27 protein-coding genes are annotated in these 26,924 nt (G+C 71.5%); 20 read left to right on the top strand and 7 right to left on the bottom strand.

The window, feature by feature from the left end; translation table 11 throughout:
* The first annotated feature begins 13 nt into the window (after positions 1-13).
* From lepB to ABT137_RS13050, 8 genes are all read left to right on the top strand, one after another.
* A complete protein-coding gene (lepB, locus tag ABT137_RS13085; protein ID WP_351706989.1) occupies positions 14-799 on the top strand; it encodes a signal peptidase I in 786 nt (261 codons plus the stop codon).
* Positions 789-1,304 (top strand): NUDIX hydrolase, encoded by a 516-nt coding sequence (locus ABT137_RS13080; protein ID WP_351706986.1) that lies wholly within the window; start codon positions 789-791, stop codon positions 1,302-1,304. Before lepB ends, ABT137_RS13080 begins: the two co-directional genes overlap by 11 nt.
* A gap of 56 nt (positions 1,305-1,360) precedes the next feature.
* The gene (locus ABT137_RS13075; protein ID WP_008745401.1) at positions 1,361-1,669 is read left to right on the top strand and encodes a DUF2469 domain-containing protein; all 309 of its coding nucleotides are present in this window, start codon (positions 1,361-1,363) and stop codon (positions 1,667-1,669) included.
* 106 nt (positions 1,670-1,775) lie between these two features.
* Positions 1,776-2,177 carry a YraN family protein gene (locus tag ABT137_RS13070; RefSeq protein WP_351706983.1) on the top strand — a complete coding sequence of 134 codons (402 nt, stop codon included), beginning with the start codon at positions 1,776-1,778 and terminating at the stop codon, positions 2,175-2,177.
* 1 nt (position 2,178) lies between these two features.
* On the top strand, positions 2,179-3,789 hold the full coding sequence (locus ABT137_RS13065; RefSeq protein ID WP_351706980.1) for a YifB family Mg chelatase-like AAA ATPase: 1,611 nt from the start codon (positions 2,179-2,181) through the stop codon (positions 3,787-3,789).
* Entirely contained in the window at positions 3,786-4,931 is a 1,146-nt protein-coding gene (gene dprA / locus ABT137_RS13060; RefSeq protein ID WP_351706977.1) for a DNA-processing protein DprA, read from the top strand. Before ABT137_RS13065 ends, dprA begins: the two co-directional genes overlap by 4 nt.
* Before the next feature lie 323 nt (positions 4,932-5,254).
* Entirely contained in the window at positions 5,255-6,097 is an 843-nt protein-coding gene (whiG, locus tag ABT137_RS13055; RefSeq protein WP_351706974.1) for an RNA polymerase sigma factor WhiG, read from the top strand.
* Between the two features lie 117 nt (positions 6,098-6,214).
* On the top strand, positions 6,215-6,772 hold the full coding sequence (locus tag ABT137_RS13050) for a TetR/AcrR family transcriptional regulator (RefSeq protein ID WP_351707497.1): 558 nt from the start codon (positions 6,215-6,217) through the stop codon (positions 6,770-6,772).
* A 238-nt stretch (positions 6,773-7,010) separates the two neighbouring features.
* Here the strand turns inward: ABT137_RS13050 and ABT137_RS13045 are convergent, their stop codons facing one another.
* Entirely contained in the window at positions 7,011-7,586 is a 576-nt protein-coding gene (locus ABT137_RS13045; protein WP_502984509.1) for a murein hydrolase activator EnvC family protein, read from the bottom strand.
* Between the two features lie 279 nt (positions 7,587-7,865).
* Between ABT137_RS13045 and rpsB the strand changes: the two genes are divergently transcribed.
* The 11 genes from rpsB (at position 7,866) to ABT137_RS12990 (ending at position 20,183) form a co-directional block, all read left to right on the top strand.
* Positions 7,866-8,813 carry a 30S ribosomal protein S2 gene (gene rpsB, locus ABT137_RS13040; RefSeq protein ID WP_351706971.1) on the top strand — a complete coding sequence of 316 codons (948 nt, stop codon included), beginning with the start codon at positions 7,866-7,868 and terminating at the stop codon, positions 8,811-8,813.
* 133 nt (positions 8,814-8,946) lie between these two features.
* Complete coding sequence (gene tsf / locus ABT137_RS13035; RefSeq protein WP_351706968.1) at positions 8,947-9,783, top strand: translation elongation factor Ts; 837 nt, start codon at positions 8,947-8,949, stop codon at positions 9,781-9,783.
* Between the two features lie 208 nt (positions 9,784-9,991).
* Positions 9,992-10,750, top strand: coding sequence for a UMP kinase (gene pyrH, locus ABT137_RS13030; protein ID WP_351706965.1), 759 nt, complete (start codon positions 9,992-9,994; stop codon positions 10,748-10,750).
* A 147-nt stretch (positions 10,751-10,897) separates the two neighbouring features.
* Positions 10,898-11,455, top strand: a complete 558-nt coding sequence (gene frr, locus ABT137_RS13025) for a ribosome recycling factor (RefSeq protein ID WP_089098486.1) — start codon at positions 10,898-10,900, stop codon at positions 11,453-11,455.
* The gene (locus ABT137_RS13020) at positions 11,455-12,786 is read left to right on the top strand and encodes a phosphatidate cytidylyltransferase (protein ID WP_351706962.1); all 1,332 of its coding nucleotides are present in this window, start codon (positions 11,455-11,457) and stop codon (positions 12,784-12,786) included. The genes frr and ABT137_RS13020 overlap by 1 nt, the downstream gene beginning before the upstream one ends.
* Before the next feature lie 209 nt (positions 12,787-12,995).
* Positions 12,996-14,204 carry a cytochrome P450 gene (locus ABT137_RS13015; protein ID WP_351706959.1) on the top strand — a complete coding sequence of 403 codons (1,209 nt, stop codon included), beginning with the start codon at positions 12,996-12,998 and terminating at the stop codon, positions 14,202-14,204.
* 72 nt (positions 14,205-14,276) lie between these two features.
* Positions 14,277-15,065 carry a VOC family protein gene (locus ABT137_RS13010; protein ID WP_351706956.1) on the top strand — a complete coding sequence of 263 codons (789 nt, stop codon included), beginning with the start codon at positions 14,277-14,279 and terminating at the stop codon, positions 15,063-15,065.
* 74 nt (positions 15,066-15,139) lie between these two features.
* Complete coding sequence (rlmN, locus tag ABT137_RS13005) at positions 15,140-16,246, top strand: dual-specificity RNA methyltransferase RlmN (RefSeq protein WP_351706953.1); 1,107 nt, start codon at positions 15,140-15,142, stop codon at positions 16,244-16,246.
* A gap of 204 nt (positions 16,247-16,450) precedes the next feature.
* Entirely contained in the window at positions 16,451-17,518 is a 1,068-nt protein-coding gene (locus ABT137_RS13000) for a thiamine ABC transporter substrate-binding protein (RefSeq protein ID WP_351706950.1), read from the top strand.
* A 44-nt stretch (positions 17,519-17,562) separates the two neighbouring features.
* Positions 17,563-19,161: an ABC transporter permease gene (locus tag ABT137_RS12995; protein WP_351706947.1), complete on the top strand. Its 1,599-nt coding sequence runs from the start codon at positions 17,563-17,565 to the stop codon at positions 19,159-19,161.
* Positions 19,161-20,183 (top strand): ABC transporter ATP-binding protein, encoded by a 1,023-nt coding sequence (locus ABT137_RS12990; protein ID WP_351706944.1) that lies wholly within the window; start codon positions 19,161-19,163, stop codon positions 20,181-20,183. Before ABT137_RS12995 ends, ABT137_RS12990 begins: the two co-directional genes overlap by 1 nt.
* 78 nt (positions 20,184-20,261) lie before the next feature.
* Here ABT137_RS12990 and ABT137_RS12985 read toward each other — a convergent pair whose 3' ends face one another.
* The 3 genes from ABT137_RS12985 to ABT137_RS12975 all read right to left on the bottom strand — a co-directional run bounded on the left by ABT137_RS12985 (position 20,262) and on the right by ABT137_RS12975 (position 23,482).
* Complete coding sequence (locus tag ABT137_RS12985; protein ID WP_502984508.1) at positions 20,262-20,990, bottom strand: LAETG motif-containing sortase-dependent surface protein; 729 nt, start codon at positions 20,988-20,990, stop codon at positions 20,262-20,264.
* 138 nt (positions 20,991-21,128) lie between these two features.
* Positions 21,129-22,283, bottom strand: a complete 1,155-nt coding sequence (locus ABT137_RS12980; RefSeq protein WP_502984507.1) for an LOG family protein — start codon at positions 22,281-22,283, stop codon at positions 21,129-21,131.
* 89 nt (positions 22,284-22,372) lie between these two features.
* Entirely contained in the window at positions 22,373-23,482 is a 1,110-nt protein-coding gene (locus tag ABT137_RS12975; RefSeq protein WP_351706938.1) for a LamG-like jellyroll fold domain-containing protein, read from the bottom strand.
* Positions 23,483-23,551: 69 nt separating this feature from the next.
* Here ABT137_RS12975 and ABT137_RS12970 point away from each other — a divergent pair, with 69 nt between their 5' ends.
* Positions 23,552-24,076, top strand: coding sequence for a hypothetical protein (locus tag ABT137_RS12970; protein ID WP_351706935.1), 525 nt, complete (start codon positions 23,552-23,554; stop codon positions 24,074-24,076).
* 73 nt (positions 24,077-24,149) lie between these two features.
* Here ABT137_RS12970 and ABT137_RS12965 read toward each other — a convergent pair whose 3' ends face one another.
* The 3 genes from ABT137_RS12965 to ABT137_RS12955 all read right to left on the bottom strand — a co-directional run bounded on the left by ABT137_RS12965 (position 24,150) and on the right by ABT137_RS12955 (position 26,822).
* Positions 24,150-24,557, bottom strand: a complete 408-nt coding sequence (locus tag ABT137_RS12965) for a VOC family protein (protein WP_123973823.1) — start codon at positions 24,555-24,557, stop codon at positions 24,150-24,152.
* Between the two features lie 103 nt (positions 24,558-24,660).
* Positions 24,661-26,100 (bottom strand): hypothetical protein, encoded by a 1,440-nt coding sequence (locus tag ABT137_RS12960; RefSeq protein WP_351706931.1) that lies wholly within the window; start codon positions 26,098-26,100, stop codon positions 24,661-24,663.
* Entirely contained in the window at positions 26,082-26,822 is a 741-nt protein-coding gene (locus tag ABT137_RS12955; RefSeq protein WP_351706928.1) for an ABC transporter ATP-binding protein, read from the bottom strand. The genes ABT137_RS12960 and ABT137_RS12955 overlap by 19 nt, the downstream gene beginning before the upstream one ends.
* Positions 26,823-26,924: the final 102 nt, after the last annotated feature.

The raw sequence follows: 26,924 nt of genomic DNA, 5'->3' as shown, positions 1-26,924 counted from the left end.
AGGGTGCGGCCTCATGGGCGACAGCACGATACGTACGGCTCCGCGCGGCGGCGCAGGCACCAGCACGAGCGCGGCACAGGCCGGCAGCAGGCTCGGACAGCGGTTGTCCGGGATCGCCGTCGCGCTGGGCATCGTGCTGTTCCTCGGAGGATTCGGCTGGGGAGCGGTCGTCTACCGGCCGTACACCGTGCCCACCACTTCGATGACGCCGACGATCGACGCCGGGGACCGGGTTCTCGGCCAGCGCATCGACGGTAGTGAAGTGCGCCGGGGCGACGTCGTCGTCTTCAAGGACAAGAGCTGGGTCACCAACGCGGACGTCGTCAAGCGCGTGGTCGCGGTCGGCGGTGACACGGTCGCCTGCTGCACCAACGGCAAGCTGACCGTCAACGGCAAGCAGATCGACGAGCCGTATCTGCCGTCGGGCAGCGCGGCCGAGCTCCAGGGCTTCCCGACCGTCACCGTCCCGAAGGGCCGGCTCTTCCTTCTCGGCGACGAGCGACAGGGCTCCCTGGACTCCACCGCCCATCTCACGGACGCGGCCCAGGGCACGGTCGCGCGCAGCGCCGTCACCGCCCGGGTGGACTCCGTGATCTGGCCGATGAAGGGCCTGCTCAAGCGCCCGACCGGCTTCGAGACCCTGGGTGCGCTCTCCCAGCCCGGGCCGTTGCGCATCATCGAGTTCATGATCGTGGCCGGTGGTGTGCTGGTCCTCGCGGGCGGCGCCTACGGCCCGGTCGCGAACCTGCTGGGCCGATCCCGCACCCGTGGCCGTACGGAGCCCGCCGGTGTCCGCTGAGGCGCTGTCGGAGGCGTCGGAGGGCGGCCTGCGCAAGGTGGCCCGGGTGGTCCTTCTCGACCCCGAGGACCGCATCCTGCTCCTGCACGGCCACGAACCTGACGACCCGGCCGACGACTGGTGGTTCACGCCCGGCGGCGGTCTGGAGGGCGACGAGACCCGTGAGCAGGCCGCTCTGCGGGAACTCGCCGAGGAGACCGGCATCACGGACGTCGACCTCGGTCCGGTGCTGTGGCGCCGGACGTGCTCCTTCCCGTTCGCCGGCCGACGCTGGGACCAGGACGAGTGGTACTACCTGGCCCGTACGACGCAGACGGCCATCGATGTCACGGGCCTGACCGAGCTGGAGCGGCGCAGTGTGGCCGGAGCACGTTGGTGGACGTGCCAGGAACTGACCCGGGCGCATGAGACGGTGTATCCGACCAGACTCGCCGAGCTGTTCCGTAGGCTGCTCGACGAAGGTCCCCCCGCCGGGCCCGTCACCCTTGACACGGAAATCGTCTAGGGGTGCGCGGGACTGGCGCACAATGGTGGGATCGCACGGCTGAAGGGGAACATGCCATGAGCGCCGAGGACCTCGAAAAGTACGAGACCGAGATGGAGCTGAAGCTCTACCGGGAGTACCGCGATGTCGTCGGTCTGTTCAAATACGTGATCGAGACCGAGCGGCGCTTCTACCTCACCAACGACTACGAGATGCAGGTGCACTCGGTCCAGGGCGAGGTGTTCTTCGAGGTGTCCATGGCGGACGCCTGGGTTTGGGACATGTACCGGCCGGCCCGTTTCGTGAAACAGGTCCGCGTTCTCACGTTCAAGGACGTGAACATCGAGGAGCTGAACAAGACCGACCTGGAGCTTCCGGGCGGCTGAGGTGGCTCGTGTGGGTGACGGAGTTGTCCACAACCGCTGAGTAACCCACCAAGATCAACTTCTTGGTGGGGGATGCGTGACCGTTGGCGCCGGAGGTGGTGCCGACATGAACACGAATCAGGCACGCACGAATCAGGCACGCACGAATCGGGCACGCAGCGCGCTCGGCAGGTACGGCGAGACGCTGGCCGCACGGCGGCTGGCCGAGGCCGGTCTGACGGTCCTGGAGCGCAACTGGCGCTGCGGCAGGACCGGCGAGATCGACATCGTGGCGCGGGACGGGGACGTCCTGGTCGTCTGCGAGGTCAAGACCCGGCGGGCAGGCGTCTTCGAGCATCCCATGGCCGCGGTCTCCCCGGAGAAGGCGCAGCGCCTGCGCGGCCTCGCCGAACACTGGATCCACGCGCACGGCGGGGCACCGCCGGGTGGCGTCCGTATCGACGTGGTCGGCGTGCTCCTGCCGCAGCGCGGGGCGCCCGTGGTCGAGCACGCCCGGGGGGTGGCGTGAGATGGGGTTCGCGCGGACCTGCTCGGTGGCGCTGGTGGGTGTCGAGGGCGTGGTGGTGGAGGTCCAGGCCGACCTGGAGCCCGGGGTGGCGGCCTTCACCCTGGTGGGACTGCCGGACAAGAGCCTGACGGAGAGCCGGGACCGGGTCCGGGCGGCGGTGGTGAACTCGGGCGCCTCCTGGCCCTCGAAGAAGCTCACCGTCGGGCTGAGCCCGGCGTCCGTGCCGAAGAGCGGCAGCGGCTTCGACCTCGCGGTGGCCGCGGCCGTGCTCGGGGCGGCCGAGCGGATCGATCCCCGGGTGCTCGCCGAGATCGTGATGATCGGGGAGCTGGGCCTGGACGGCCGGGTCCGGCCGGTCCGGGGCATCCTGCCCGCCGTGCTGGCCGCCGCCGACGCCGGGTACGAGCAGGTGGTCGTGCCGGAGAACGCGGTGCCGGAGGCCTCGCTGGTGCCCGGGGTGTCCGTGCTGGGCGTCCGCAGCCTGCGCCAGTTGATCGCGGTCCTCACCGACGAACCGGTGCCCGACGAGGAGCCCGTCCCCGGCGAGATCCGCCCCGACCCGTTCCTCGCCGGGCTCGCCCTGCCGGGCATGGGGCTCGGCACCGGCATGGCCACCGGCGACCACGCGCCCGACCTCGCGGACGTCGCCGGCCAGCACGTGGCCCGGGCCGCCCTGGAGGTGGCCGCGGCCGGGCGCCATCACGTCTTCTTCAAGGGCCCGCCCGGCGCCGGCAAGACCATGCTGGCCGAACGGCTGCCGGGGCTGCTGCCCGAGCTGGGCCGGAAGGAGTCCCTGGAGGTCACCGCCGTCCACTCGGTCGCCGGGATGCTGCCACCCGGCCACCCGCTGGTCGACAGGCCGCCCTACTGCGCCCCGCACCACTCGGCGACCATGGCCTCGCTGGTCGGCGGCGGAACCGGCCTGCCACGCCCCGGAGCGGTCTCCCTCGCTCACAACGGCGTGCTCTTTTTGGACGAGGCCGCCGAATTCAATGCCAGCGTCCTGGACGCCCTGCGCCAGCCCCTGGAGTCGGGCAGCGTCGTCATCGCCCGGGCCGCCGGGATGCTGCGGATGCCGGCCAGGTTCCTCATGGTCCTGGCCGCCAACCCCTGCCCCTGCGGCCGGCACGGCACCCCCGGCGATGTCTGCGAGTGCCGGCCCTCCTCGATCAAGCGGTACCGGGCCCGGCTCTCCGGCCCCCTGATGGACCGCGTGGACCTCAGGGTGAGCGTCGAACCGGTCGCCCGGGAGGAACTGCTGCGGCTCCACACCGGCGCCGAACCCTCCGCCGCCGTCGCCGAGCGGGTGCGCACGGCCCGGGAGCGGGCCGCCCGCCGCTACGAAGGGCTGCCCTGGCGCACCAACAGCGAGGTCCCCGGGCACGAACTCCGCACCCGCTGGCACGTCCAGCCGGGCGCGCTGCTGAAGGCCGAGCTGGACCTCGACCGGGGCCTGCTCACCGCCCGCGGCCTGGACCGGGTGCTCCGGGTCGCCTGGACCCTCGCCGACCTGGCGGGCCGCGACCGGCCCTCGGCCAACGACGTCAACCTGGCCCTGGAGCTGCGTACCGGCGTCCGGCGCGGCGCGGTTCTGGAAGGGATCGCCCCATGAACGACACCGAGCTGCTCGCCCGGGTCTTCCTGGCCCGGGTCGTCGAGCCCGGTGACGAGACCGCCGGGCGGTGGGTGCGGGAGCGGGGCGTGCACGAGGTGGCGGGCCGGCTGCGCGAGGACGGGCAGCCTCTGCCCGGCGTCGGCGCCAAGCGGTGGGCGGGCCTGCTGGCCCGGGCGGCGCAGGCCGATCCCCGGGCCGACCTCTCCGTCGCGCGGGAGGCGGGCGCGCGGTTCGTGTGTCCCGGCGACACCGAGTGGCCCAGCCAGCTCGACGACCTGGGCGACGCCCGCCCCCTGGGCCTGTGGGTGCGCGGCCGGCCCAGTCTGCGGATGTGGGCGCTGCGGGCCGTCGCCCTCGTCGGGGCCCGGGCCTGCACCGAGTACGGCGCCCACATGGCGACCGTCCTCGCCGCGGGACTCGCCGAGCGCGGCTGGGTGGTGGTGTCCGGCGGCGCCTACGGAGTCGACGGCGCCGCCCACCGCGGAGCCCTCGGCGCCGACGGGGCCACCGTCGCCGTGCTGGCCTGCGGGGTCGACCGGCCCTACCCCCGGGGCCACACCGAGCTGATCAACAGGATCGCCGAACAGGGACTGGTGGTGGGGGAGTTGCCGCCGGGGGAGCACCCGACGCCGAGCCGGTTCGTGCTCCGCAACCGGGTCATCGCGGCGCTCACCAGAGGCACCGTCGTCGTGGAGGCCGCCCACCGCAGCGGCTCGCTGGTCACCGCGCGGGCGGCGCAGCGGCTCGGCCGGTTCACCATGGGCGTGCCCGGACCGGCCACCAGCGGCCTCTCGGCCGGGGTGCACGAGCTGCTCCGCGGGGAGGCCGTGCTGGTCACCGACGCCGCGGAGGTCGTCGAGCTCGTGGGCGACATGGGCGAGCTGGCCCCGGCCAGACGCGGCCCCGTCCTCCCGCGTGACCTGCTGGAACCCGCCGCCCGGCAGGTCCTCGCCGCCCTGCCCGGCAACCGGCCCGCCTCACCCGAAGAGGTGGCACGCGGCGCGCAGACGTCCGAGGACGAGGCCGTCGCGAGACTGTACGAACTCCGAGCACTTGGTTACGTCGAACGACACGGCGACGGCTGGAAGTTGACACGCCAGGCGATGATCTCGGTCCGCGCCGGTCGGAGCCGGTGCTGACCGAGCGTGTTCGGCCGTCCGGGGGAACCCCCGACGCCCTTGGGAATTCCCGGAGTTGACGCTTCCGGTCGGTCACGCAGAGCGACGCGCCGAGCGTGGTGGAGCGCGCCGTACAGGGGGTTCGCGCAGGGGTGGAGCCTCACTGTTCGCGCACCGCGACTCCTCAGTCACGCTACGCTCACGAAAGGCCTGGCGCAGACCGTGCCAACCGTCATGAGACCGACACCTCGCCCGACCATCGCTCTTCACTCCCCGCTCACTCCGCTCCACGGCACAACACAGCACTTCCTGGCACTTCACGGCAGAACGGCACAAGGCGACGAATGCCCCAGCACACCTCCGGGTCCGACCGGGCGGCGCTCCCCCCAGCCGCCCGCGACGGTGGCAGCGTGCGGCCGCCCGCTCCCTCGACGCTCGACGAGCTGTGGCGGTCGTACAAGGCGACGGGGGACGACCGGCTGCGGGAACAGCTGATCCTGCACTACTCGCCGCTGGTCAAGTACGTGGCCGGGCGGGTGAGCGTGGGCCTGCCGCCCAACGTGGAGCAGGCCGACTTCGTCTCCTCCGGGGTGTTCGGGCTCATCGACGCGATCGAGAAGTTCGACGTCGACCGGGAGATCAAGTTCGAGACGTACGCGATCACCCGGATCCGGGGCGCGATGATCGACGAGCTGCGGGCGCTGGACTGGATCCCGCGCTCGGTCCGGCAGAAGGCCCGGAACGTGGAGCGGGCCTACGCCACCCTGGAGGCGCGGCTGCGGCGCACGCCCTCGGAGAGCGAGGTGGCCGCCGAGCTGGGCATCGAGGTGGACGAGCTGCACGCCGTCTTCAGCCAGTTGTCGCTGGCCAACGTGGTGGCGCTGGAGGAACTGCTGCACGTCGGGGGCGAGGGCGGCGACGGCCTGAGCGTCATGGACACGCTGGAGGACACCGCCGCGGACAACCCCGTGGAGGTGGCCGAGGACCGGGAGCTGCGGCGGTTCCTGGCGCGGGCGATCAACACCCTGCCGGAGCGGGAGAAGACCGTGGTGACCCTCTACTACTACGAGGGGCTCACGCTCGCCGAGATCGGGAACGTGCTCGGGGTCACCGAGAGCCGGGTGAGCCAGATCCACACCAAGTCGGTGCTGCAACTGCGGGCGAAGCTGGCGAGTTTCGGCCGCTGACCGGGGGTTTCCGGCCGACGGCCGCGGCCGGGCGGGCCGCCTCTCGGTCGTGCTGTCTCCCGTCCGGCCCGGCGCGTCCGTAAAGTGGTCGACGTGCCAAGGATTCGAGCGGCCTCCGTGGCCGAGCACCGGTCGATGCAGCGAGCCGCCCTGCTGGACGCGGCGCGGTCCCTCCTGTCCGAGGGCGGGACGGAAGCGCTGACGTTCCCCGCGCTCGCCGAGCGCACGGGGCTCGCGCGGTCGTCCGTCTACGAGTACTTCCGTTCCCGGGCCGCCGTGGTCGAGGAGCTGTGCGAGGTCGACTTCCCCGTGTGGGCGGCGGAGGTCGCGACGGCGATGGAGCGGGCGGCTTCCGCCGAGGGCAAGGTCGAGGCGTATGTGCGGCAGCAGCTGGCCCTGGTCGGGGACCGGCGGCACCGGGCGGTGGTCGCGATCTCGGCGAGCGAGCTGGACGCGGGGGCGCGGGAGAAGATCCGGGCCGCGCACGGCGGGCTGGTCGCGATGATCGTGGAGGCGCTGGGGGAGCTGGGGCATGGCCAGCCTCGGCTGGCGGCGATGCTGGTGCAGGGGGTCGTGGACGCCGCGGTACGGCGGATCGAGCTGGGGGCGGCGGAGGATCCGGTGGTGATCACGGACGCGGCGGTGGCCATGGCGTTGCGGGGTGTGCAGGGCTGAGGCAGGTGGGGGGCCGGGGGTGGGGACGCTTACCGGCGCTTGCAGGGTGCCTCCCCCAGAGGGGGGACCCCAGCGCCCACCCGTGCCGCCCTGCGGCACGCCTGCCCGCAGCTGAGTAGCTGAAGGGGGCGGCTGGACAGCGCCCCGTCAGGGGCGCGCGGAACTGCGCGACCAGCCCCCACCGGCCCGCAGTCGCGCGACCGGCCCCCGTCACCCCTCCGGCAACGGAAACCCCGGCTCACCCTTCCGGCAGCGGCACCCCCAACACCGGCAACAGCCGCGACGGCCCCCGATCCCGCAGCCACGCCGGCAACAGCAGCAACGGGTCCACGTACTCGTCCCCCCTGAGCAGTCCCCAGTGCACACATGACCGAGCACCGCAGTGCGCGCCCCCCGGCTCCACCGTGCCCACCACCTCCCCCGCCGCCACCTCCTGCCCCTTCTCCACCGTGGCCGTCACCGGCTCGTAGGTCGTGCGCAGGTCCGTACCCGTCAGGGCCACCGACACCACCCCCCTCCCCGCCACCCGCCCCGCATAGGAGACCCGGCCCGCCGCCACCGCCCGTACCGGATCACCGGCGGCCGCGCCCAGATCGACCCCCCGGTGCCCGGGGCCGTACACCGTCGCCGGTGGTTCCCAGCCGCGCAGGACCGGTGGTCGTACCCCCACCGGCCAGGCGCGGGCGATCGCCGGCACGGGCGGCCCGGCAGGGGGCGGCGGGCCGTCCGCCGCGACCCAGGCCCGGGCCGCGGTCGCTCCCAGGGCCAGCGGCAAGGCCGTCGCCGCCCACATCCATCGCATCGCGCGTCGCATGACCAACATGGTCAAACGCTCCCGCACCCCGCCGATCATGGCCGGTTCCTGTGGATTACTCCCGAGTTGTGGACAGCGGCGTCACCCGGTGCCTCGCCGGTCCCGTACACTTCTTCTGGCGATCCGGGTCACCGGGTCGACTTCGCACGCCCCGACACCTGGCCAACAACAGCAGATGTCAGCGCTTCTCGGTCCTTCGTGGCACAGCGCACACGGGCGTCAGGCGCGGGAGCCGTCCGGCACCCGCGGCACAACCGAGAAATTCAAGGAGATACGGCCATGGCCGTCGTCACGATGCGGGAGCTGCTGGAGAGCGGCGTCCACTTCGGTCACCAGACCCGTCGCTGGAACCCGAAGATGAAGCGCTTCATCTTCACCGAGCGCAACGGCATCTACATCATCGACCTGCTCCAGTCGCTGTCGTACATCGACCGCGCCTACGAGTTCGTCAAGGAGACCGTCGCCCACGGCGGCACGGTCATGTTCGTCGGCACGAAGAAGCAGGCGCAGGAGGCCATCGCCGAGCAGGCCACCCGCGTCGGCATGCCCTTCGTCAACCAGCGCTGGCTGGGCGGCATGCTCACCAACTTCTCGACCGTCTACAAGCGTCTGCAGCGCCTCAAGGAGCTTGAGCAGATCGACTTCGAGGACGTCGCCGCGTCCGGTCTGACCAAGAAGGAGCTTCTCGTGCTGTCGCGCGAGAAGGCCAAGCTGGAGAAGACCCTCGGCGGTATCCGCGAGATGTCCAAGGTTCCCAGCGCCGTCTGGATCGTGGACACCAAGAAGGAGCACATCGCGGTCGGTGAGGCCCGGAAGCTCAACATCCCGGTCGTCGCGATCCTCGACACCAACTGCGACCCCGACGAGGTCGACTACAAGATCCCGGGCAACGACGACGCGATCCGCTCCGTCACCCTGCTCACCCGCGTGATCGCCGACGCGGTCGCCGAGGGCCTCATCTCCCGTTCCCGTGTCGCCACCGGTGACAAGGGCGAGAAGGCCGCCGGCGAGCCGCTCGCCGAGTGGGAGCGCGACCTGCTCGAGGGTGAGAAGAAGGCGGACGAGCCCGAGGTCCAGACCTCTGCCGAGACCGAGAAGGTCGCCGACGCCGAGCAGGCGGAGGCTCCGGCCGCCGCCGAGGCCGCTGTCGAGGCTCCGGCTGTCGAGGCTCCGGCTGCTGAGGCGCCGGCCGCCGAGGCTCCGGCCGCGGACGCCGAGCAGGCCTGACCCGTCAGCGTTGACGGCGGGGGCGGCGACATCCCGAACGCCCCCGCCGTTCACCCATAGATTCGCGATCAACATCTACGTGTGGATCGTGGATCGGGCAGATCTCCCGACTTCGAGAAAGACTTAACGACTCATGGCGAACTACACCGCCGCTGACGTCAAGAAGCTCCGCGAGCTCACCGGCGCCGGCATGATGGACTGCAAGAAGGCCCTGGACGCGGCCGAGGGCGATGTCGACAAGGCTGTCGAGGCGCTCCGCATCAAGGGCCAGAAGGGCGTCGCCAAGCGCGAGGGCCGCTCCGCCGAGAACGGCGCCGTGGTCTCGATCATCGCCGACGACAACTCCTCCGGCGTCCTCGTCGAGCTGAAGTGCGAGACGGACTTCGTCGCCAAGGGTGACCGGTTCCAGGCCGTTGCCAGCACCATCGCCGAGCACGTCGCCAAGACCGCCCCGGCGGACCTGGACGCGCTGCTCGCTTCCGAGATCGAGCCCGGCAAGACCGTCCAGGCGTACGTCGACGAGGCCAACGCCAACCTCGGCGAGAAGATCGTCCTGGACCGGTTCGCGCAGTACGCCGACGGCTACGTGACCGCCTACATGCACCGCACGATGCCCGACCTGCCGCCGCAGATCGGTGTCCTCGTCGAGCTGGACAAGCCGAACGCCGAGGTCGCCCGGGGCATCGCCCAGCACATCGCCGCCTTCGCGCCGAAGTACCTCGCCAAGGAGGACGTGCCGGCCGACGTCGTCGAGTCCGAGCGCCGCATCGCCGAGGAGACCACCCGCGCCGAGGGCAAGCCCGAGGCCGCCCTGCCGAAGATCGTCGAGGGTCGCCTCAACGGCTTCTTCAAGGACGCCACGCTGCTCGGCCAGCCGTACGCGCTGGACAACAAGAAGTCGGTCCAGAAGGTCCTGGACGAGGCCGGTGTCACCCTGAAGCGCTTCACGCGCATCAAGGTCGGCATCTGAGTCCGTACCGCGATCGACGCGCGACCCGCGGGGAAATCCCGATAGGGTCGGTCGACAGCAGTCGTCCGTACACACCGCCACACCCAGGGACGTGACGGACGGCGGCAGATCTGACGAGGAGGCCATTGCCGCGCACGGGCAGCGAAAAGCGACCCCACCGGCAATGGCCTTCTTTGTATGTGCACCACGTGAAAGAGGCGGGATCTCCATGACCACCAAGGCCCAGAAGAGCGACGACGGCAAAGTACGCGGCCGGTTTCTGCTGAAGCTGTCCGGAGAGGCCTTCTCCGGTGGCGGCGGCCTGGGCGTGGACCCCGACGTGGTGCACAAGATCGCCCGTGAGATCGCGGCCGTCGTCCGCGACGGCGCACAGGTCGCCGTCGTCATCGGCGGCGGCAACTTCTTCCGCGGCGCCGAGCTCCAGCAGCGCGGCATGGACCGGGCCCGCTCCGACTACATGGGCATGCTCGGCACCGTGATGAACTGCCTCGCCCTCCAGGACTTCCTGGAGAAGGAGGGCATCGACAGCCGGGTGCAGACCGCGATCACCATGGGGCAGGTCGCCGAGCCGTACATCCCGCTGCGCGCCGTGCGCCACCTGGAGAAGGGCCGCGTGGTCATCTTCGGCGCCGGTATGGGCATGCCGTACTTCTCCACCGACACCACCGCCGCCCAGCGCGCCCTGGAGATCGACGCCGAGGCGCTGCTCATGGGCAAGAACGGCGTGGACGGGGTCTACGACTCCGACCCCAAGACCAACCCCGACGCCGTCAAGTTCGACTCCCTCGGCTACGGCGAGGTCATCACCCGCGAGCTCAAGGTCGCCGACGCCACCGCGATCACGCTCTGCCGTGACAACAAGCTGCCGATCCTGGTGTTCGAGCTGGTGACGGAGGGCAATATCGGGCGCGCCGTCAAGGGTGAGAAGATCGGCACGCTGGTGGGCGACCAGGGCAGCCGGGACTGACCGGCACCGCCTGACGCACCCTGACCGGGGGATGGACAATGTCCTGCCGGTCGGGAACCGTCAGGGAAAGCAGACGCGACGCAGCCGGCCGCCGCCCCCGCAACGGAACCGCAGCCGGGCCTTACTCAAGACACGCAGGAGCAAGTGGTGATCGAAGAGACCCTCCTCGAAGCCGAGGAGAAGATGGAGAAGGCCGTCGTGGTCGCCAAGGAGGACTTCGCCGCGATCCGCACCGGCCGTGCGCACCCGGCGATGTTCAACAAGATCGTGGCCGACTACTACGGTGCGCCGACGCCGATCAACCAGCTGGCCTCGTTCTCCGTGCCGGAACCGCGCATGGCGGTCGTGACCCCGTTCGACAAGACGGCCCTGCGCAACATCGAGCAGGCCATCCGCGACTCGGACCTGGGCGTCAACCCGAGCAACGACGGCAACATCATCCGGGTGGTGTTCCCGGAGCTCACCGAGGAGCGCCGCCGCGACTACATCAAGGTCGCCAAGGGCAAGGCGGAGGACTCCAAGGTCTCCATCCGCTCCGTCCGCCGCAAGGCCAAGGACGCCATCGACAAGCTGATCAAGGACGGCGAGGTCGGCGAGGACGAGGGCCGCCGCGCCGAGAAGGAGCTCGACGACACCACCGCGAAGTACGTCGCACAGGTGGACGAGCTCCTCAAGCACAAGGAAGCGGAGCTTCTCGAAGTCTGATGAACGACTCATCCTGGGGAGCCCCGCCGCACGCCGGGCCGCAGCCCGGGCAGGCCGGACCACCGGCCGGGTACTGGGAACCGACCGATCAGGGCACCGGCCAGGGGTACGACCACGGCTCCGGCCAGGGATACGGCCCCGGCCCTGCCCACGGCTCCGGCCAGGGGTACGGCGCGGGCGCAGGCCCTGCCCAGGGTCCCGGCCAGGGGTACGACTTCGGTCGCGCCCACGGCTACGACCAGGGGCATGTCCAGGGAGCCGCCCCGGCGGGTCCCGCGTACGATGCGCAGAACGCGCAGCAGACTCGCCCCATGCCCATCGTGCCCGACGACGTACCCGCGTACGGCTCGGACCAGGACGGTGACAGGGGGGCCGCTCGGCTGAGCGGCCCCTTGTTCCGAGACGAGACGTTCCGCAACGACACACCGTCGGCGCAGCCCCTGCCCAACGCGGCGGCGCCGCAGAATCCGGAGCCCATGCCCGACGCCCCACAGCCGGCCCCCGCGCCGCAGAAGAAGAGCGCGGGGCGCGACCTGGGTGCGGCCATAGGGGTCGGCGTCGGACTGGGCGTCGTGATCGTGGCGTCCCTGTTCGTCGTCAAGGCCGTCTTCGTCGGTGTCGTGGCGATCGCGGTCGTGGTGGGCCTGTGGGAACTGACCAGCCGGCTCCAGGAGCGCAAGAGCATCAAGGCGCCCCTGGTCCCGCTGGCGCTGGGCGGCGCCGCGATGGTGGTCGCCGGGTACGCGCGGGGGGCCGAGGGCGCCTGGGTCGCCCTGGCCCTCACCGGCCTCGCGGTCCTTGTCTGGCGCATGACGGAACCGCCGGACGGCTATCTCAAGGACGTCACGGCGGGTCTCTTCGCGGCGTTCTACGTCCCGTTCCTGGCGACGTTCGTCGCGATGATGCTCACCGCCGAGGACGGCCCCTTCCGGGTGCTGACCTTCCTGCTCCTCACGGTGGTCAGCGACACCGGCGCCTACGCGGTCGGCTGGCGCTTCGGCACCCACAAGCTCGCCCCGCGCATCAGCCCCGGCAAGACCCGCGAGGGCCTGGTCGGCGCGGTGCTGTTCGCGATGGTCGCGGGAGCGCTGTGCATGGAGTTCCTGATCGACGACGGCACCTGGTGGCAGGGCCTGCTGCTGGGCCTCGCGGTCGCGGCCAGCGCCACGCTCGGCGACCTCGGCGAGTCCATGATCAAGCGGGACCTGGGCATCAAGGACATGGGCACCCTCCTCCCGGGCCACGGCGGCATCATGGACCGCCTGGACTCCCTGCTGCCGACGGCGCCGGTGGTGTGGCTGCTGATGGTGCTGTTCGTCGGCAGCGGCTGAGCCACTCGGACGCCGGCTTTCGGCTGGTGTACACAAGCGTCGGCAGCGGCCGGCGTACAGCTGTCGTAGGTGAGCCCCCGTCCTTCGCAGGGCGGGGGCTCGACGGCATGTCGGCCCCGGATGACGCAGCAGAAATCGCATGGTCATTCCGGTGGGAGGCAGACTTCCGGTGAGGACGCCGTCTCCTCCGACGCGCAGGGAGTGTGCCCATGCCTCTCGACCCGTCCCAGGCCTCCACCCCGTCCCCCACCCCGCCTCCTCCGCCGGTGCGGTCGTGGCCCGTCGACGATCTGCCCGCGCTCGACCCGGACCCGTTCCTGGACCAGCTGCTGCGCGAGGAGCCGGTCACCCGCGTCAGACTCGCGTACGGCGAGGGGGAAGCCTGGCTGGTCACCCGGTACGAGGACGTCCGTTTCGTCACCTCCGACCCGCGCTTCTCCCGGGAACTGGTCGTCGGCCGCGACGTCACCAGCATGCGCCCGGCGCCCGTGGCCTCCCAGACGGCCGGCCTGCAGTACATCGACCCGCCCGGGCACAACCGGCTGCGCCGGGTCGTCGCCCGTGCCTTCACCGGACGGGCCATGCAGCGGCTGCGGCCGATGGCGGAGCGCAGGGCCGGCGAACTCCTCGACACGATGGAGGCGGCGGGCCCGCCCGCCGACCTCATGGAGCATCTGCACGGCCCCTTCCCGATCGCCGTGATCCGTGACTTCCTCGGCGTCGACGAGAAGGACTGGCACCGCTGGGCGGCGACCGGCGAGGCGTTGCTCTCCGCCGGCCCCGACGCCGAGGAACGCGCCCGGGAGGCCGCCCGGACCACCCGGGCCCGGATCGCCGAGCTGCTGCAGAGCCGCCGCGAGGAGCCCCGCGAGGACCTCGCCGGAGTGCTGGCCCAGGCCACCGCGGACGGCGAGATCACCGACGACGAGGCGATCTCCCTGGCCACCGCCATCCAGGTCAGCGGCGGCCATGCGGTCCGCAACAACAGCGGCTCGATGATGTACGCGCTGCTCACCCATCCCAGGCACCTGGACCGGCTGCGCCGCGAGCCGGAGCTGCTGCCCAAGGCGGTGGACGAGCTGTTCCGCTACGTCCCGCACCGCAACGGCGTCGGCATCCCGCGGGTCGCCGTCGAGGACGTCGAGGTCGGCGGCCGGCTGATCCGGGCCGGTGACGTCGTCCACAACGCCTACGTCGCCGCCAACCGGGACCCCGCCGTCTTCACCGACCCCGACGACCTGGACTTCGACCGCACGGGCGGTCCCCACCTGGCCTTCGGCCACGGCCCCCACCACTGCATGGCCGCGATCATGGCCCGCATGGAGGCCGAGATCATGATCGGCTCGGTCCTCGCCCGCTTCCCCGGCATCCGGCCGGCCGTACCCCCGAGGAGGTCGAGTTCCAGCGCCAGGGCCTGATCCGCGGACCGCGTACGCTGCCCGTGACCTGGTGACCGGCGAGGACCGGCGAGGACCGAGGAGGACCCCACCATGCTGACGACCACCTACGTTCCCGGCGCCCCGAACTGGCTCGACCTGGGCACCCCGGACACCGACGCGGCCGCCGCCTTCTACTCCGCCGTCTTCGGCTGGGAGCACCGCTCGGCGGGACCGGAGGCGGGCGGCTACGGCTTCTTCGAGCAGGACGGCGGGACGGTGGCCGGGATCGGCCCGCTCACCGAGGAGGGCGCGAGCCCGTCCTGGACGGTGTACTTCCACACCCCGGACGCCGACGCCACCGCCAAGGCCGTGGAGCAGGCGGGCGGCAGCGTCCGGGTCGCCCCGGCGGACGTCTTCACCGCCGGCCGCATGGCCGCCTTCACCGACCCCACCGGCGCGGACTTCGCGGTCTGGCAGCCGGGCGAGACCCAGGGCCTGGACCTCGTCGCCGTGCCGGGCAGCCTGTCGCGGACGGAGCTCTACACCACCGACGCGAGCGCGGCGAAGGCGTTCTACGCGTCGGTGTTCTCCTGGCAGACGCGGGATGTGCCGATGGGCCCGCAACTGACCTACACGATCCTCACCCCGGCCGGCGCCGGCGCGACGGCGGCCCACGGCGGGCTGATGCAACTGCCCCAGGAGAACCTCGACGCCGGATCGACGCCGGAATGGCATCCGTACTTCGAGGTGAGCGACTGCGACGCCACGTTCGCCAGGGCCACCGAGTCCGGAGCCACCGTCCTCATCCCGGTCACCGAGGCACCGGGCATCGGCCGCTTCGCCATGTTCCTCGACCCCTTCGGCGCCCTCTTCGCCCTCATCACCACCGTCAGGGGCTGAGCCCCCGGCCCCCTGGACCCCGCCGGACCTTCGGTCGCGGGCCACCTCAGTGGATCTGCGACACTGGAGGGGTTATGCCTGCACCCGGAGAACTCACTTTCGTCGCGCCGCGCGGAGCCAAGAAGCCGCCGCGGCATCTCGCCGATCTCTCGCCCGCCGAGCGCAAGGACGCGGTGGCCGAGGTCGGGGAGAAGCCGTTCCGTGCCAAGCAGCTCTCGCAGCACTACTTCGCGCGGTACGCGCACGACCCCGAGCAGTGGACCGACATCCCGGCCGGTTCGCGGGACAAGCTGAGGGACGCGCTGTTCCCCGAGCTGATGACGGTCGTACGGCATCTGTCGACCGACGAGGGGACGACGCGCAAGACGCTGTGGCGGCTGTTCGACGGCACGCTCGTCGAGTCGGTGCTGATGCGCTACCCGGACCGGGTGACCATGTGCATCAGCTCGCAGGCGGGGTGCGGGATGAACTGCCCGTTCTGTGCGACCGGGCAGGCGGGGCTGGACCGGAACCTGTCCACCGCGGAGATCGTGCACCAGATCGTGGACGGGATGCGGGCGCTCCGGGACGGGGACGTGCCCGGCGGGCCCGCGCGACTGTCGAACATCGTCTTCATGGGGATGGGCGAGCCGCTCGCCAACTACAAGCGGGTGGTCGGAGCGATCCGGGCGCTGACCGACCCCGCGCCGGACGGGCTCGGGCTCTCGCAGCGCGGGATCACCGTCTCGACCGTCGGACTGGTCCCGGCCATCCACCGGTTCGCCGACGAGGGCTTCAAGTGCCGGCTGGCGATCTCGCTGCACGCGCCCGACGACGAACTGCGCGACACCCTCGTCCCCGTGAACACGCGGTGGAAGGTGCGCGAGGTCCTCGACGCCGGGTTCGAGTACGTCGAGAAGAGCGGTCGGCGGTTGTCGATCGAGTACGCGCTCATCCGCGACATCAACGACCAGGCGTGGCGCGGGGACCGGCTGGGGCGGCTGCTCAAGGGCAAGCCCGTGCACGTCAACCTCATCCCGCTGAACCCGACTCCGGGTTCGAAGTGGACCGCGTCGCGGCCGGAGGACGAGAAGGCGTTCGTCGAGGCGATCGAGGCGCACGGTGTGCCGGTGACGGTCCGGGACACCCGTGGGCAGGAGATCGACGGAGCCTGTGGTCAGCTCGCGGCAACCGAGCGGTAATCTGAGGGCCGTAGGTACATCTTCATATTCCGACAGGGGAGCGCCACAGCGCTGAGAGTGCGGCAATCGGGCCGCAGACCCTCTGAACCTCGCCCAGGTCATTCTGGGTAGGAAGTTCGGTCATCACTCAAGCTGTTGCGCCCTGCCCGCACACCGCGGGCAGGGCCGCGTCTCTTCCTGGTCAACCCCAGGAGGAAAACACCAGTGCACACAAGGACCTTCTTGGCCGCGGCCGTCGGGCTCGGCCTCGTCACGCTGTCCGCGTGTTCGTCGTCGGGTTCCGAGGCCGACTCCAAGACCGTCACCCTGGTCAGCCACGACTCGTGGGCCGTCTCCAAGAACGTGCTCCAGGACTTCGAGAAGCAGTCCGGCTACAAGGTCAGGGTCCTCAAGGACGGCGACGCCGGGCAGGCCGTCAACAAGGCGATCCTGACCAAGGACAACCCGCAGGGCGACGTCTTCTTCGGCGTCGACAACACCCTGCTCTCCAGGGCCCTCGACAACGGTCTCTTCCAGCCGTACGAGGCGAAGGGGCTCGGCACGGTCGGCACGGCGTACCAGCTCGACGCGGCCAAGCACCGCGTCACGCCCATCGACTACGGCGACATCTGCGTCAACTACGACAAGGCGTACTTCAGCAAGCACAAGCTGACCCCGCCGACGTCGTACGCCGACCTCGTGAAGCCGCAGTACAAGAACCTCCTCGTTACCGAGAACGCGTCCACCTCCTCGCCGGGGCTCGGCTTTCTGCTCGGGTCCGCCGCGCAGTACGGGGAGGGAGGGTGGCAGGACTACTGGAAGAAGCTCAAGGCGAACGGCGTCAAGGTCGTCGACGGCTGGGAGCAGGCCTACAACGAGGAGTTCTCCGGCTCGGCCGGCGGGAAGAAGGCGGGGGGCGACCGGCCGCTCGTCGTCTCGTACGCCTCCTCCCCGCCCGCCGAGGTGATCTACGCCGACCCGAAGCCGAGCACCGCGCCCACCGGCGTCGCGACCGGCACCTGCTTCCGGCAGATCGAGTTCGCCGGGCTGCTGAGCAACGCGGGGAACACCAAGGGCGGCAAGGCGCTCATCGACTTCCTGGTCTCCAAGGAGTTCCAGGAGGACATGCCGCTGAACATGTTCGTGTACCCGGTGGTGACGGGCGCGAGCGTGCCTGCCGAGTTCACCGAGTACGGGCCCGCCGCCCAGGATCCCGAGACCATGGCGCCCGACAAGATCGCCGCCAACCGTGACCAGTGGGTCAAGACGTGGACGTCACTCGTACTGAAGTAGCCGCAGCAGCCGGCCGGCGCGGGAGCGCGGCGCGGCTCGGGCTGATGCTCGGGCCGGTCGCGTTCTTCGCCGTCTTCTTCGCCTGGCCGGTCGCGGCGATCGTCACGCGCGGGCTGAGGGTCGACGGGGTGTGGCGGTTCGGCCGGATCGCCGATGTGGTGGCGCAGTCCGACATCCGGCATGTGCTCTGGTTCACCACCTGGCAGGCGCTCGCCTCCACCGCGCTCACCCTGCTGGCCGCGCTGCCCGCCGCCTATGTCTTCGCCCGCCTCGACTTCCCGGGCAAGCAGGTGCTGCGGGCCGTGGTGACGGTTCCCTTCGTGCTGCCGACGGTGGTGGTGGGGACCGCGTTCCTCGCGCTCGTCGGGCGGGGCGGCCTGCTGGACGAGCTGTGGGGCGTACGGCTCGACACCACCGTCTGGGCCATCCTGCTGGCGCACGTCTTCTTCAACTACGCGGTCGTCGTACGGACCGTGGGCGGGCTGTGGGCCCAGCTGGACCCGCGGCAGGAGGAGGCCGCCCGGATGCTCGGCGCGTCTCCGCTCGGCGCCTGGCGGAAGGTCACCCTGCCCGCGCTCGCGCCCGCCGTGGCCGCCGCCGCGCTGATGGTCTTCCTGTTCACCTTCACCTCCTTCGGCGTGGTGCAGATCCTCGGCGGGCCGACGTTCTCCACCCTCGAAGTGGAGATCTACCGGCAGACCTCCGAGATCTTCGACCTCTCCACGGCCGCCGTCCTCACCCTCGTGCAGTTCGCCGCGGTCGGCGCGATCCTCGCCGTGCACGCGTGGACGGTACGGCGGCGGGAGAGCGCGCTGAGGCTGGTGGACCCGGCGGGGACGGCGCGCCGGCCGCGCGGGGCCGGGCAGTGGACGCTGTTCGGCGGGGTCCTCGCCACCGTCGCCGTCCTCCTCGTGCTGCCGCTGGCCGTGCTGGTGAGGCGGTCGCTGGACGGCGGGTTCGGGTACTACCGGGCGCTGGGCGATGCCGACGGCGGGACCTTCCTGGTCGCGCCGATCGAGTCGGTCGTCAACTCGCTGCAGTACGCGGTCGTCGCCACCGCCGTCGCGGTGGTGATCGGCGGGCTCGCCGCCGCCGCGCTGGCCCGGCGGGACGCGGGGCGCCTCGTACGGGGGTTCGACGCGCTGCTGATGCTGCCGCTCGGGGTGTCCGCGGTGACGGTCGGCTTCGGGTTCCTGATCGCACTCGACAAGCCGCCGCTGGACCTGCGCCAGTCCTGGATCCTCGTCCCGCTCGCCCAGGCGCTGGTCGGCGTGCCCTTCGTCGTACGGACCATGCTGCCCGTGCTGCGTGCCGTGGACGCGCGGCTGCGGGAGGCGGCGGCCGTGCTCGGGGCGTCGCCCTGGCGGGTGTGGCGGGAGGTCGATCTGCCGTTGGTGCGGCGGGCGCTGCTGATCGCGGCGGGCTTCGCGTTCGCGGTGTCGCTGGGGGAGTTCGGGGCGACGGTGTTCATCGCGCGGCCCGACAACCCGACCCTGCCGGTCGCCGTGGCCCGGCTGCTGTCCCGCCCCGGAGATCTCAACTACGGCCAGGCGATGGCCCTTTCCACGATTCTGATGGTGGTGTGCGCGGTGGCGCTGCTGGTCCTGGAGCGGCTGCGGACCGACCGGACGGGGGAGTTCTGATGCCGCTTCTCGAACTGGAGCAGGCCACCGTGCGGTTCGGCGGGCGGGCCGTGCTCGACGCCGTGGGCCTGGAGGTGGCCGAGCACGAGGTGGTGTGCGTGCTCGGGCCGAGCGGGAGCGGCAAGTCGACATTGCTGCGGGTGGTGGCGGGGCTGCAACCGCTCGGCTCCGGGCGGGTGTTGCTTGACGGCCATGACCAGGCGCGGGTGCCGGCGCACCGGCGGGGCGTCGGGCTGATGTTCCAGGACCACCAGCTGTTCCCGCAGCGGGACGTGGGCGGGAACGTGGCCTTCGGGCTTCGGATGCGGGGCGCCGGAAAAGCGCAACAGGCCGAGCGTGTGGGCGAGTTGCTGGAGCTGGTGGGACTTCCGGGGGCGGCCCGGCGGGCCGTCGCCGGGCTCTCCGGCGGTGAGCAGCAGCGGGTCGCGCTCGCGCGGGCGCTGGCGCCCCGGCCCCGGCTGCTGATGCTCGACGAACCGCTGGGGCAGCTCGACCGCTCGCTGCGGGAGCGGCTCGTGGTCGAACTCCGGGAGCTGTTCGGGCGGTTGGGCACCACCGTGCTGGCGGTGACGCACGACCAGGGCGAGGCGTTCGCGCTGGCCGACCGGGTGGTGGTGATGCGGGACGGGCGGATCGCCCAGTCCGGCACGCCCCTGGACGTCTGGCAACGGCCCGCGGACGAGTTCGTGGCCCGTTTCCTCGGCTTCGGCAACGTGGTCCCGGCGACCGTCGAGGGAACGGTCGCGGTGACGCCGTGGGGGAAGCTGCCGGTGCCCGAGGGCTCGGCGCAGGGCCCGCGGACGCTGCTGGTGCGGCCGGCGGGGGTACGGCTCGTCGCCGCCGACGCGGGGCTGCCCTGCACGGTGGCCGCCCGCACCTTCCAGGGCACCCATGTCACCGTCCACCTCCAGCCCCAGGACGGGCCCCGCCTGGAGGCGGCCTGCGCGCTGCGGGCGGCGCCGGAGGCCGGGGACGCGGTGGGCGTCGAGTTCGACGCGGCGGAGACCGTCGTACTGGACTGAGGGCTTCGCCGGTACGGCCGAGGCCCGTCCCCCGGGGATACGGGGACGGGCCTCGACGGTGTACGGGTGAGCGGCGCGTCAGTTACCGCTGTGCGCCCCACGACGGCGCATGCCGAACCAGACGGCGCCACCGCCGACCACCACGAGCGCGGCGGCGATACCGGCGATCAGGCCGGTGTTGGAGTTCGCACCGGTCTCGGCGAGGTTCGACTCACCGACGGCCGGGGACGGGGCGTTGTCCGACGTGGTCGCCGGGGCGGTGGTGCTGTCCGAGGCCGACGGGGTCGGGGAGTCCGACTCGGCCGGGGTGGTCTCCGTGGCGGACGGCGACGGGGTGGTCGTGTCCGAGGGGGAGGGGCTGGAGCTCTGGGTGGACTTGCACGCCGTCGACGGGGTGGTCAGGTTGGGCGTGATGTCCGTGTCGATCTGGATCTTGCCACTGTCGACCTTGACGTGGACGCGGTACGTCGCGTCGGGCGCCCAGTCCTCGGAGAAGGTGACCGTCGTGCCTGCCTTGGAGCCCTTGACGGTCTGGGCGTCGCCGACCTGCTTCGCGTCGGCGCCGTTGCTCTCGAGGAAGACGGTGATGGTGGCCGGAGTACCTGAGGCGTCGATGTCCTTGACGTTGATGACACCGTTGGAGCCGTCGCAGGTGGCTTCGGCGGAGAACTCGGAGATGTTGCACGCGAGGGCGCTGCTGGAGACGCCCAGGACCAGCGCGGCCGACGCGGAGGCAACACCCAGGATGCGCACGGAACGACGTGCACTGCGGCGGGATATGGACACGTTTGTCCTTACTGAGTGCATAACTGCGGGGGGTAGTGAGGGAATTGACGCAACCGTGAGGTGAGGCATCAGAATCCCCTAGAGGCTCACAGGTCTATAAGCGCTCCGTAAGTAGTGTCAATGCATATGCGGTCCACGGGCGTTGACTTTGCCTGCTTATTAATCGCTGAGACGTTTCAGCGCTTGTGAAGCTTGCTCGATCCGGTCAACCAGGGCGATACGGGACGCCATCGCGCGCTCCCCCGCGAGCGAGGTCAGCAGCTGCCAGGCCGGCAGTTTCTCGCTCCAGTGCGCCTCGTTCACGAGCACCATCGGGGTCGGTTCGCCCCGTGACTCGTAGTAGTTGGGCGTCGCGTTGTCGAAGATCTCCTGGACGGTCCCGGCGGCGCCCGGCAGGAACACCACACCGGCGTTGGAGCGGGCCAGCAGGCCGTCCTCGCGGGTGGCGTTGGCGAAGTACTTGGCGATGTGCGCGGCGAAGGCGTTCGGCGGCTCGTGGCCGTAGAACCAGGTGGGGATGCCGACCGACGGGCCGCCGTCCGGCCAGCGCTCGCGGACCTCGAAGGCGGCGCGCGCCCAGTCGGTGACGGACGGCCGGAACGACGGTGCCTTGGCGAGGAGCTCCAGCGCCTCGTCCAGCATCCCGTCGTCGAAGGGCGCCGCGTACGCGCCCAGGTTCGCCGCCTCCATCGCGCCCGGGCCGCCGCCGGTCGCCACCGTGAAGCCGGCCCGTGCCAGCTCCCGGCCGAGCCGGGCGGCACCGGCGTACTCCGCGGTGCCGCGCGCCATCGAGTGCCCGCCCATCACGCCCACCACCCGGGCGCCGACGAGGAGTTCGTCCAGTGCGTCGGAGACCGCGTCGTCGTGGATGGAGCGCAGCATCGAGCCGAATATGTCGCCGTCCGCCTTGGTCTGCTGGAACCAGGCGTACGAGCGGGCGTCCGGGGTCGCCTCGTAGCCCGCGTCGAGCGAGTCGAACAGTTCATCGGGCGTGTAGACGAAGGCGCGGTAGGGATCGAAGGGGAGGTCCGGGACCGGCGGGAACACCAGGGCGCCGGACGCGCCGGCCCGGGCGGCGGCCTCGGGGGACATCGGGCAGCCGAGGAAGACGGCGCCGGTGGTGTCGGTGGTCAGCAGAACGTCCGTACGGCCCGTCAGATCGACGGCCTGGACGCGGTACTGGGCGAGCGTGCCGTGCGCGGCGACGACCTCGTCGAACTCGGCGAGGGACTCGATCTCACGGTCGCGGGCGGCCCGGTGCTGCGGCGCGGAGCCTGGCTGGACGGGGTGCGGCTGGGCGGGTGTCGGATGCACCCGCCCATGCTAGGCATCAGCCCCGCACCGCGGCCGGGAGACATCCGTCTCCCGGCCGCGGCGGGGCGATCAGTGGTGCCTGGGCGGCCTCACAGCAGCTGTCGGTTCAGCGCGTCGGCCTCCTCGGGGGTGAGGGCGTAGTTCCAGGCCTGGACGTGGCTGACGGCGCCCGGCACGAAGTCGGTGGCCGCGCCGTTGTACCGGCCCCGGCCGACGGTGAAGGCACCGGAGGAACTCCAGGAGGTGGCACCGGTGACGGTGGCGGCGAGGGTGCCGTTGACGTACAGCTTGGCTGTCTGGGTGGTGGCGTCGTAGGTGCCGAGGAGTTGTGTCCAGGTGCCCGCGGTGGCGCCGGCCGCGTAGGCGTTCCAGAAGTCGGTGCCGGCGGTGTCGCTCTTGCTGAGGCTGAACGACCAGCCGGGGGTGCCGGCGTAGTCGTTGTACTGGAGCATGAAGGGACTGGTCTGGGCGCCGTCCTGGGCGGCGATGGTGGCGTTGTGGCTGGGCAGGGAGGACATGTCGACCCACGCGGAGACGGAGTAGCTGCCGGTCGTGTTCAGCGCGCTGCTGGCGGAGGCGGCGTAGCCGCTGGTCCCGTCGAGGCTCAGCACCTCGCCGCGGGTCGTGTCGTTGGTCCAGGTGGTGCCTCCGCTCAGAGTGAGCGGATTGTTGCCCACCGTGGAGTCGGCCGTCGCATAGGCGGTGTCGGTGGGCGCGGTGTCGTTGGCGAAGGTGTAGCCGTCGCCGTCGCCGTCGTCCAGGTTCCAGGAGTTGTGCGGAGAGTTGTAGGCGCCGACGATGGCGCCGATGCCCGCCGGCTTCGGGTTGATGTGATCGAAGCTGTCGGCGCCGGGCGCCAGCTTCTCCTCGCCGTTCGTGGTGTCGATCGTGGCCAGGGCCGAGTCGACGTCGGTGACGAAGACGGGCGGGGTGTCCCACCAGCCACCGAGGTTGTAGCTGCGCAGCCAGTCGTTCACCGCCGAGCGGTACTGGTCGACGGTCGTGGTGCAGGGGTCGTTCACCGGGGACGACGTCGATGTGCCGCCGCCCGAGTAGCCGTCGCACGCGGACGCACCCTGGGAGGCCGACCAGCGGACTATGAGGACAATCTGGACGAGGACGGGAACATCGTCGTCGACGACGGCGCGGACACGCCCCCGGGTCTCTCGACCACCCAGGACGATCTGTCGAAGATGCACTATTCGAGACGGCCGAACTGGCTCCCGGGCGGTCAGTCCAAGGACCCGCTCTGGGTCATCAGGGGCAATGTGCTCTCCTCGCGCGGGCTGGCCGGACGGCAGGAACGCGACAACAGGTTCCACGTCATGCTCGGGCCGGACGAGAACGGCGTGTCACCCGACGGCTACAACGGCCGGATCCAGTCCACCCAGGGCGACTGGATGGCCGTCGACGCCCAGTCCATGGAGGAGGTCCAGGCGTTCCTGACGGAAGTCGAAGGCATGGAAGAGCAGCGGCGCCGGGCAGACCGCCCGGACGGACCCATTGGTGGTGAGGACTTGGTCTGGAGACTGGAAGACGGCATGGAGCTCAAGGATGTGCTGGCCGACTGGCTCGACGACGACGTCGCGGCGTACCGGCTCGGTGTCTTTCTGGGCGTCTTTCCGCGTGACCAGACGTTCTCCTCGGTGAAGCGGATGTTCTGGATCGACGGATATCCCCTGGGAGACATGCTGTTGGACATTCTTGACCGCATGGCGCAGGCCGGAGTGCTGCTCAAGAACGAGGACGACGTGCAGTACAAGTGGAATCCGGCGCCGACCGACCTGTCGTGAAGGCGCCGTGGGCCGCATGGGCCGGGCTCGTCCGCTCGGCCCATGCCAGGCACAGGGATTACGCTTCGCGGGCTCAGCCCTGCACCGCCGCCGGGTCCATCCACACGACCTCCCAGCTGTGGCCGTCGAGGTCCTCGAAGGAACGGCCGTACATGAAGCCCTGGTCCTGGACGTCGTCGTTCGCCGTGCCGCCGGCCGCGACCGCCTTCTCCACCAGCTCGTCGACCTTCTCGCGGCTCTCCGCGCTCAGGCAGATCAGCACCTCGCTGGTCTTCGTCGAGTCGGCGATCTCCTTCTTCGTGAAGTCGGCGTAGCGCTGCTTGCTCAGCAGCATCGCGATGATCGTGTCGCTGATCACGACGCAGGAGCAGTCGTCGTTGCTGAACTGCGGGTTGATCGAGTAGCCGAGCTCCGTGAAGAACTTCCGCGACGCGGCGACGTCGTCGGTGGCCAGGTTCACGAAGATCATCTGCTGGTACATGGGGTCTCTCCCTCGGGTGTCGTGCCGTTCGCGGGGATAGACCGGGGGGCGCGGCGAAAGTCATCGCCGGGTCCGGATTTTTTCGTACGGCTCGTACGGCCTCTCAGCGGGCGAGCGGGAGAGCGGCGAGCTTCGCGATCAGCAGGGTGAGGGGGCCGAAGAGGGCCAGCAGCGCACCGGCGCGCAGGGCCGCCGCGCTGCGCAGCACGGTCGCCGGAGCGCCCAGGCGGAGCAGGGCCGCGGTGGTGTCGGCGCGGGACTGGCGGGCCTCGACGGCGGCGGTGAGCAGGGTGGCGACCGTGCAGCCGGCCACCACGAGGCCGCCGAGGGCGGTGAGGGGGCCGAAGGCGGGGGCGCTGCCGTCGTCGCCGTAGAGGGCGGTGGCCGCGAAGGCGGCCGACGCCACCGCGCAGACGACGCCGAGGGGGCGGCCGATGCGGGTGGCTTCCGCCATCAGGACGCGGCCGGCGAGGAGGCGGCGGGCGCCGGGGCGGACGGACTGGAGGAGGCGGCCGCAGAGGTGGGTGAGGCCGGGGGCGGTGAGAACCAGGCCGAGGGCGGTGAGAGCCCAGCCGGCGAGGACGCCGGCGGGGCCGCCGGCCAGGCCGCCGGGGAGGGTGGTGTGCGGGGCGGTTTCGGTGACGCCGGCGTAGGACTCCACGGCGAGGCCTGCGGCGAGGACGGCGATGCCCCAGGGGAGGCCGGAGGGTGGGGCGGCAGTGGGTTGGGCGGCGGGGAGGTCGGGGAGCGGGGCCGGGGTGTCGTCGGTGAGGTCGGCTGGGGCCGGGGGGTGGGATTCGCTCACCGGCGCTTGCAGGGTGCCGTCCGCGCCCACCCGTGCCGCCCCAGCGGCACGACTGCCCGCGGGCTGAAGTGGTGGCTGGGTGCCCTCAGCGGGTTGGGTGCCGGTCGTCGGGCCGCGGAAGAAGCGGGCGCCGAAGCGGCCGTAGGTGCCGAAGGTTTCGGGTTTTGCGGTTCTGCCGTAGGCGCCGAAGCGGCCGTAGATGCGGGTGCGGGTGCCGGGGTGGGGCAGGTCGCGGGGGCGGAGGGTCAGGGCGACCGTCGTGGAGGCGAGGACCGGGAGGGTGGCCAGGAGGGTGAGGGCCGCCGGGACGGGCAGGGACTTGTCGGCTGCCAGGAAGTCCTTCGCCGCGCCGTCGAAGGGCATGCCCGTGAGGTCGCCGCGCAGGTGGAGGAAGACCAGGAGGGCCAGCAGGGAGCCCAGGGTGCAGGCGAGGGCCGTGTTGAGGGCGGCGATCGCCATCAGGCGGGCAGGGCCCAGGCCGAAGGCGGAGAGACCGGAGCGCGGCTTGGCGCCGGGGTCGGTGCGGGCCACCGCGACCGCGAGGTACACCGTGCTCGCGGCGGGGATCGCGCACCAGGACAGGCGCAGGAGCGCCGCCGTCGAGTGGTCCGGGTGGGCCAGCGCGTAGCCGAGGGCGGACAGCAGCAGGAAGCCCGTGCCGGCGGCCGCCGCGGCCACGAGGAGGCGGCGCAGGTGCACGGTCGGCCGGGCGGTGCGGGTCAGACGGAGACTGAGCACTCGGCCCGGCCTTCCGCTTCGGGGACCGGCGGCAGGTGGACCGTGTTCACCCGGCGGCCGTCCAGGAGATCGACCTTGCGGTCGGCGAGGGCCGCCGTCTCCGCGTCGTGCGTGGCGAGGACGACCGTGATGCCGTGCGAGCGGGCCGCCGTGGTGAGGGTGCGCAGGACGTGGGCGCGGTCGGCGCGGTGCAGCGGGGCCGTCGGCTCGTCGGCGAAGAGGACCGTGGGTGCGGGGGCGAGGGCGCGGGCGATGGAGACGCGCTGGCGTTCGGCCTGCTGGAGCTCGGACGGGTGCTTGCGGGCCTTGTCGCCGACGTCGAGGCGCTCCAGCCACTCCAGCGCGGCCACCTTGGCCCGGCGGCGGCCGGTGCCGCGCAGCATCAGGGGCAGGGCCGTGTTCTCCCAGACGTTCAGCTCGGGGACGAGGGTCGGGGCCGGGTCGATCCAGCCGAAGCGGTCGCGGCGCAGCCGCTCGCGGGTGAACGGGCCCATCCGGTGCACGGCCTTGCTGTTGAACCAGACCTCGCCGCCCTGCGCCGGGACCAGACCGGCCAGGCACCTCAGCAGCGTCGTCTTGCCGCTGCCGCGCGGGCCGCTGACGGCGAGGATCTCGCCCTCCCGCACGCCCAGCGAGATGCCGGTGACACCCGGTGAGCCGTCCGGGTGGCTGAAGTGCAGGGCGCGTGCCCACAGCACGTCGTTGTCCGGCGGGGCCTCCATGGGCGTACACCTCGGTTCTGATCCGTTTTGCCGTGCCTTCCCACGTCCGGGGGAACGAAGGCTGGGCCGATCGGTCACGTGCACGCTAGGCAGGTCCGCGAG

Source organism: Streptomyces sp. NPDC001980, assembly GCF_040296885.1.
Taxonomy (GTDB): domain Bacteria; phylum Actinomycetota; class Actinomycetes; order Streptomycetales; family Streptomycetaceae; genus Streptomyces.
Note: the sequence above shows the minus strand (reverse complement) of the source record. Positions and strands in the feature narration are given on the sequence as shown.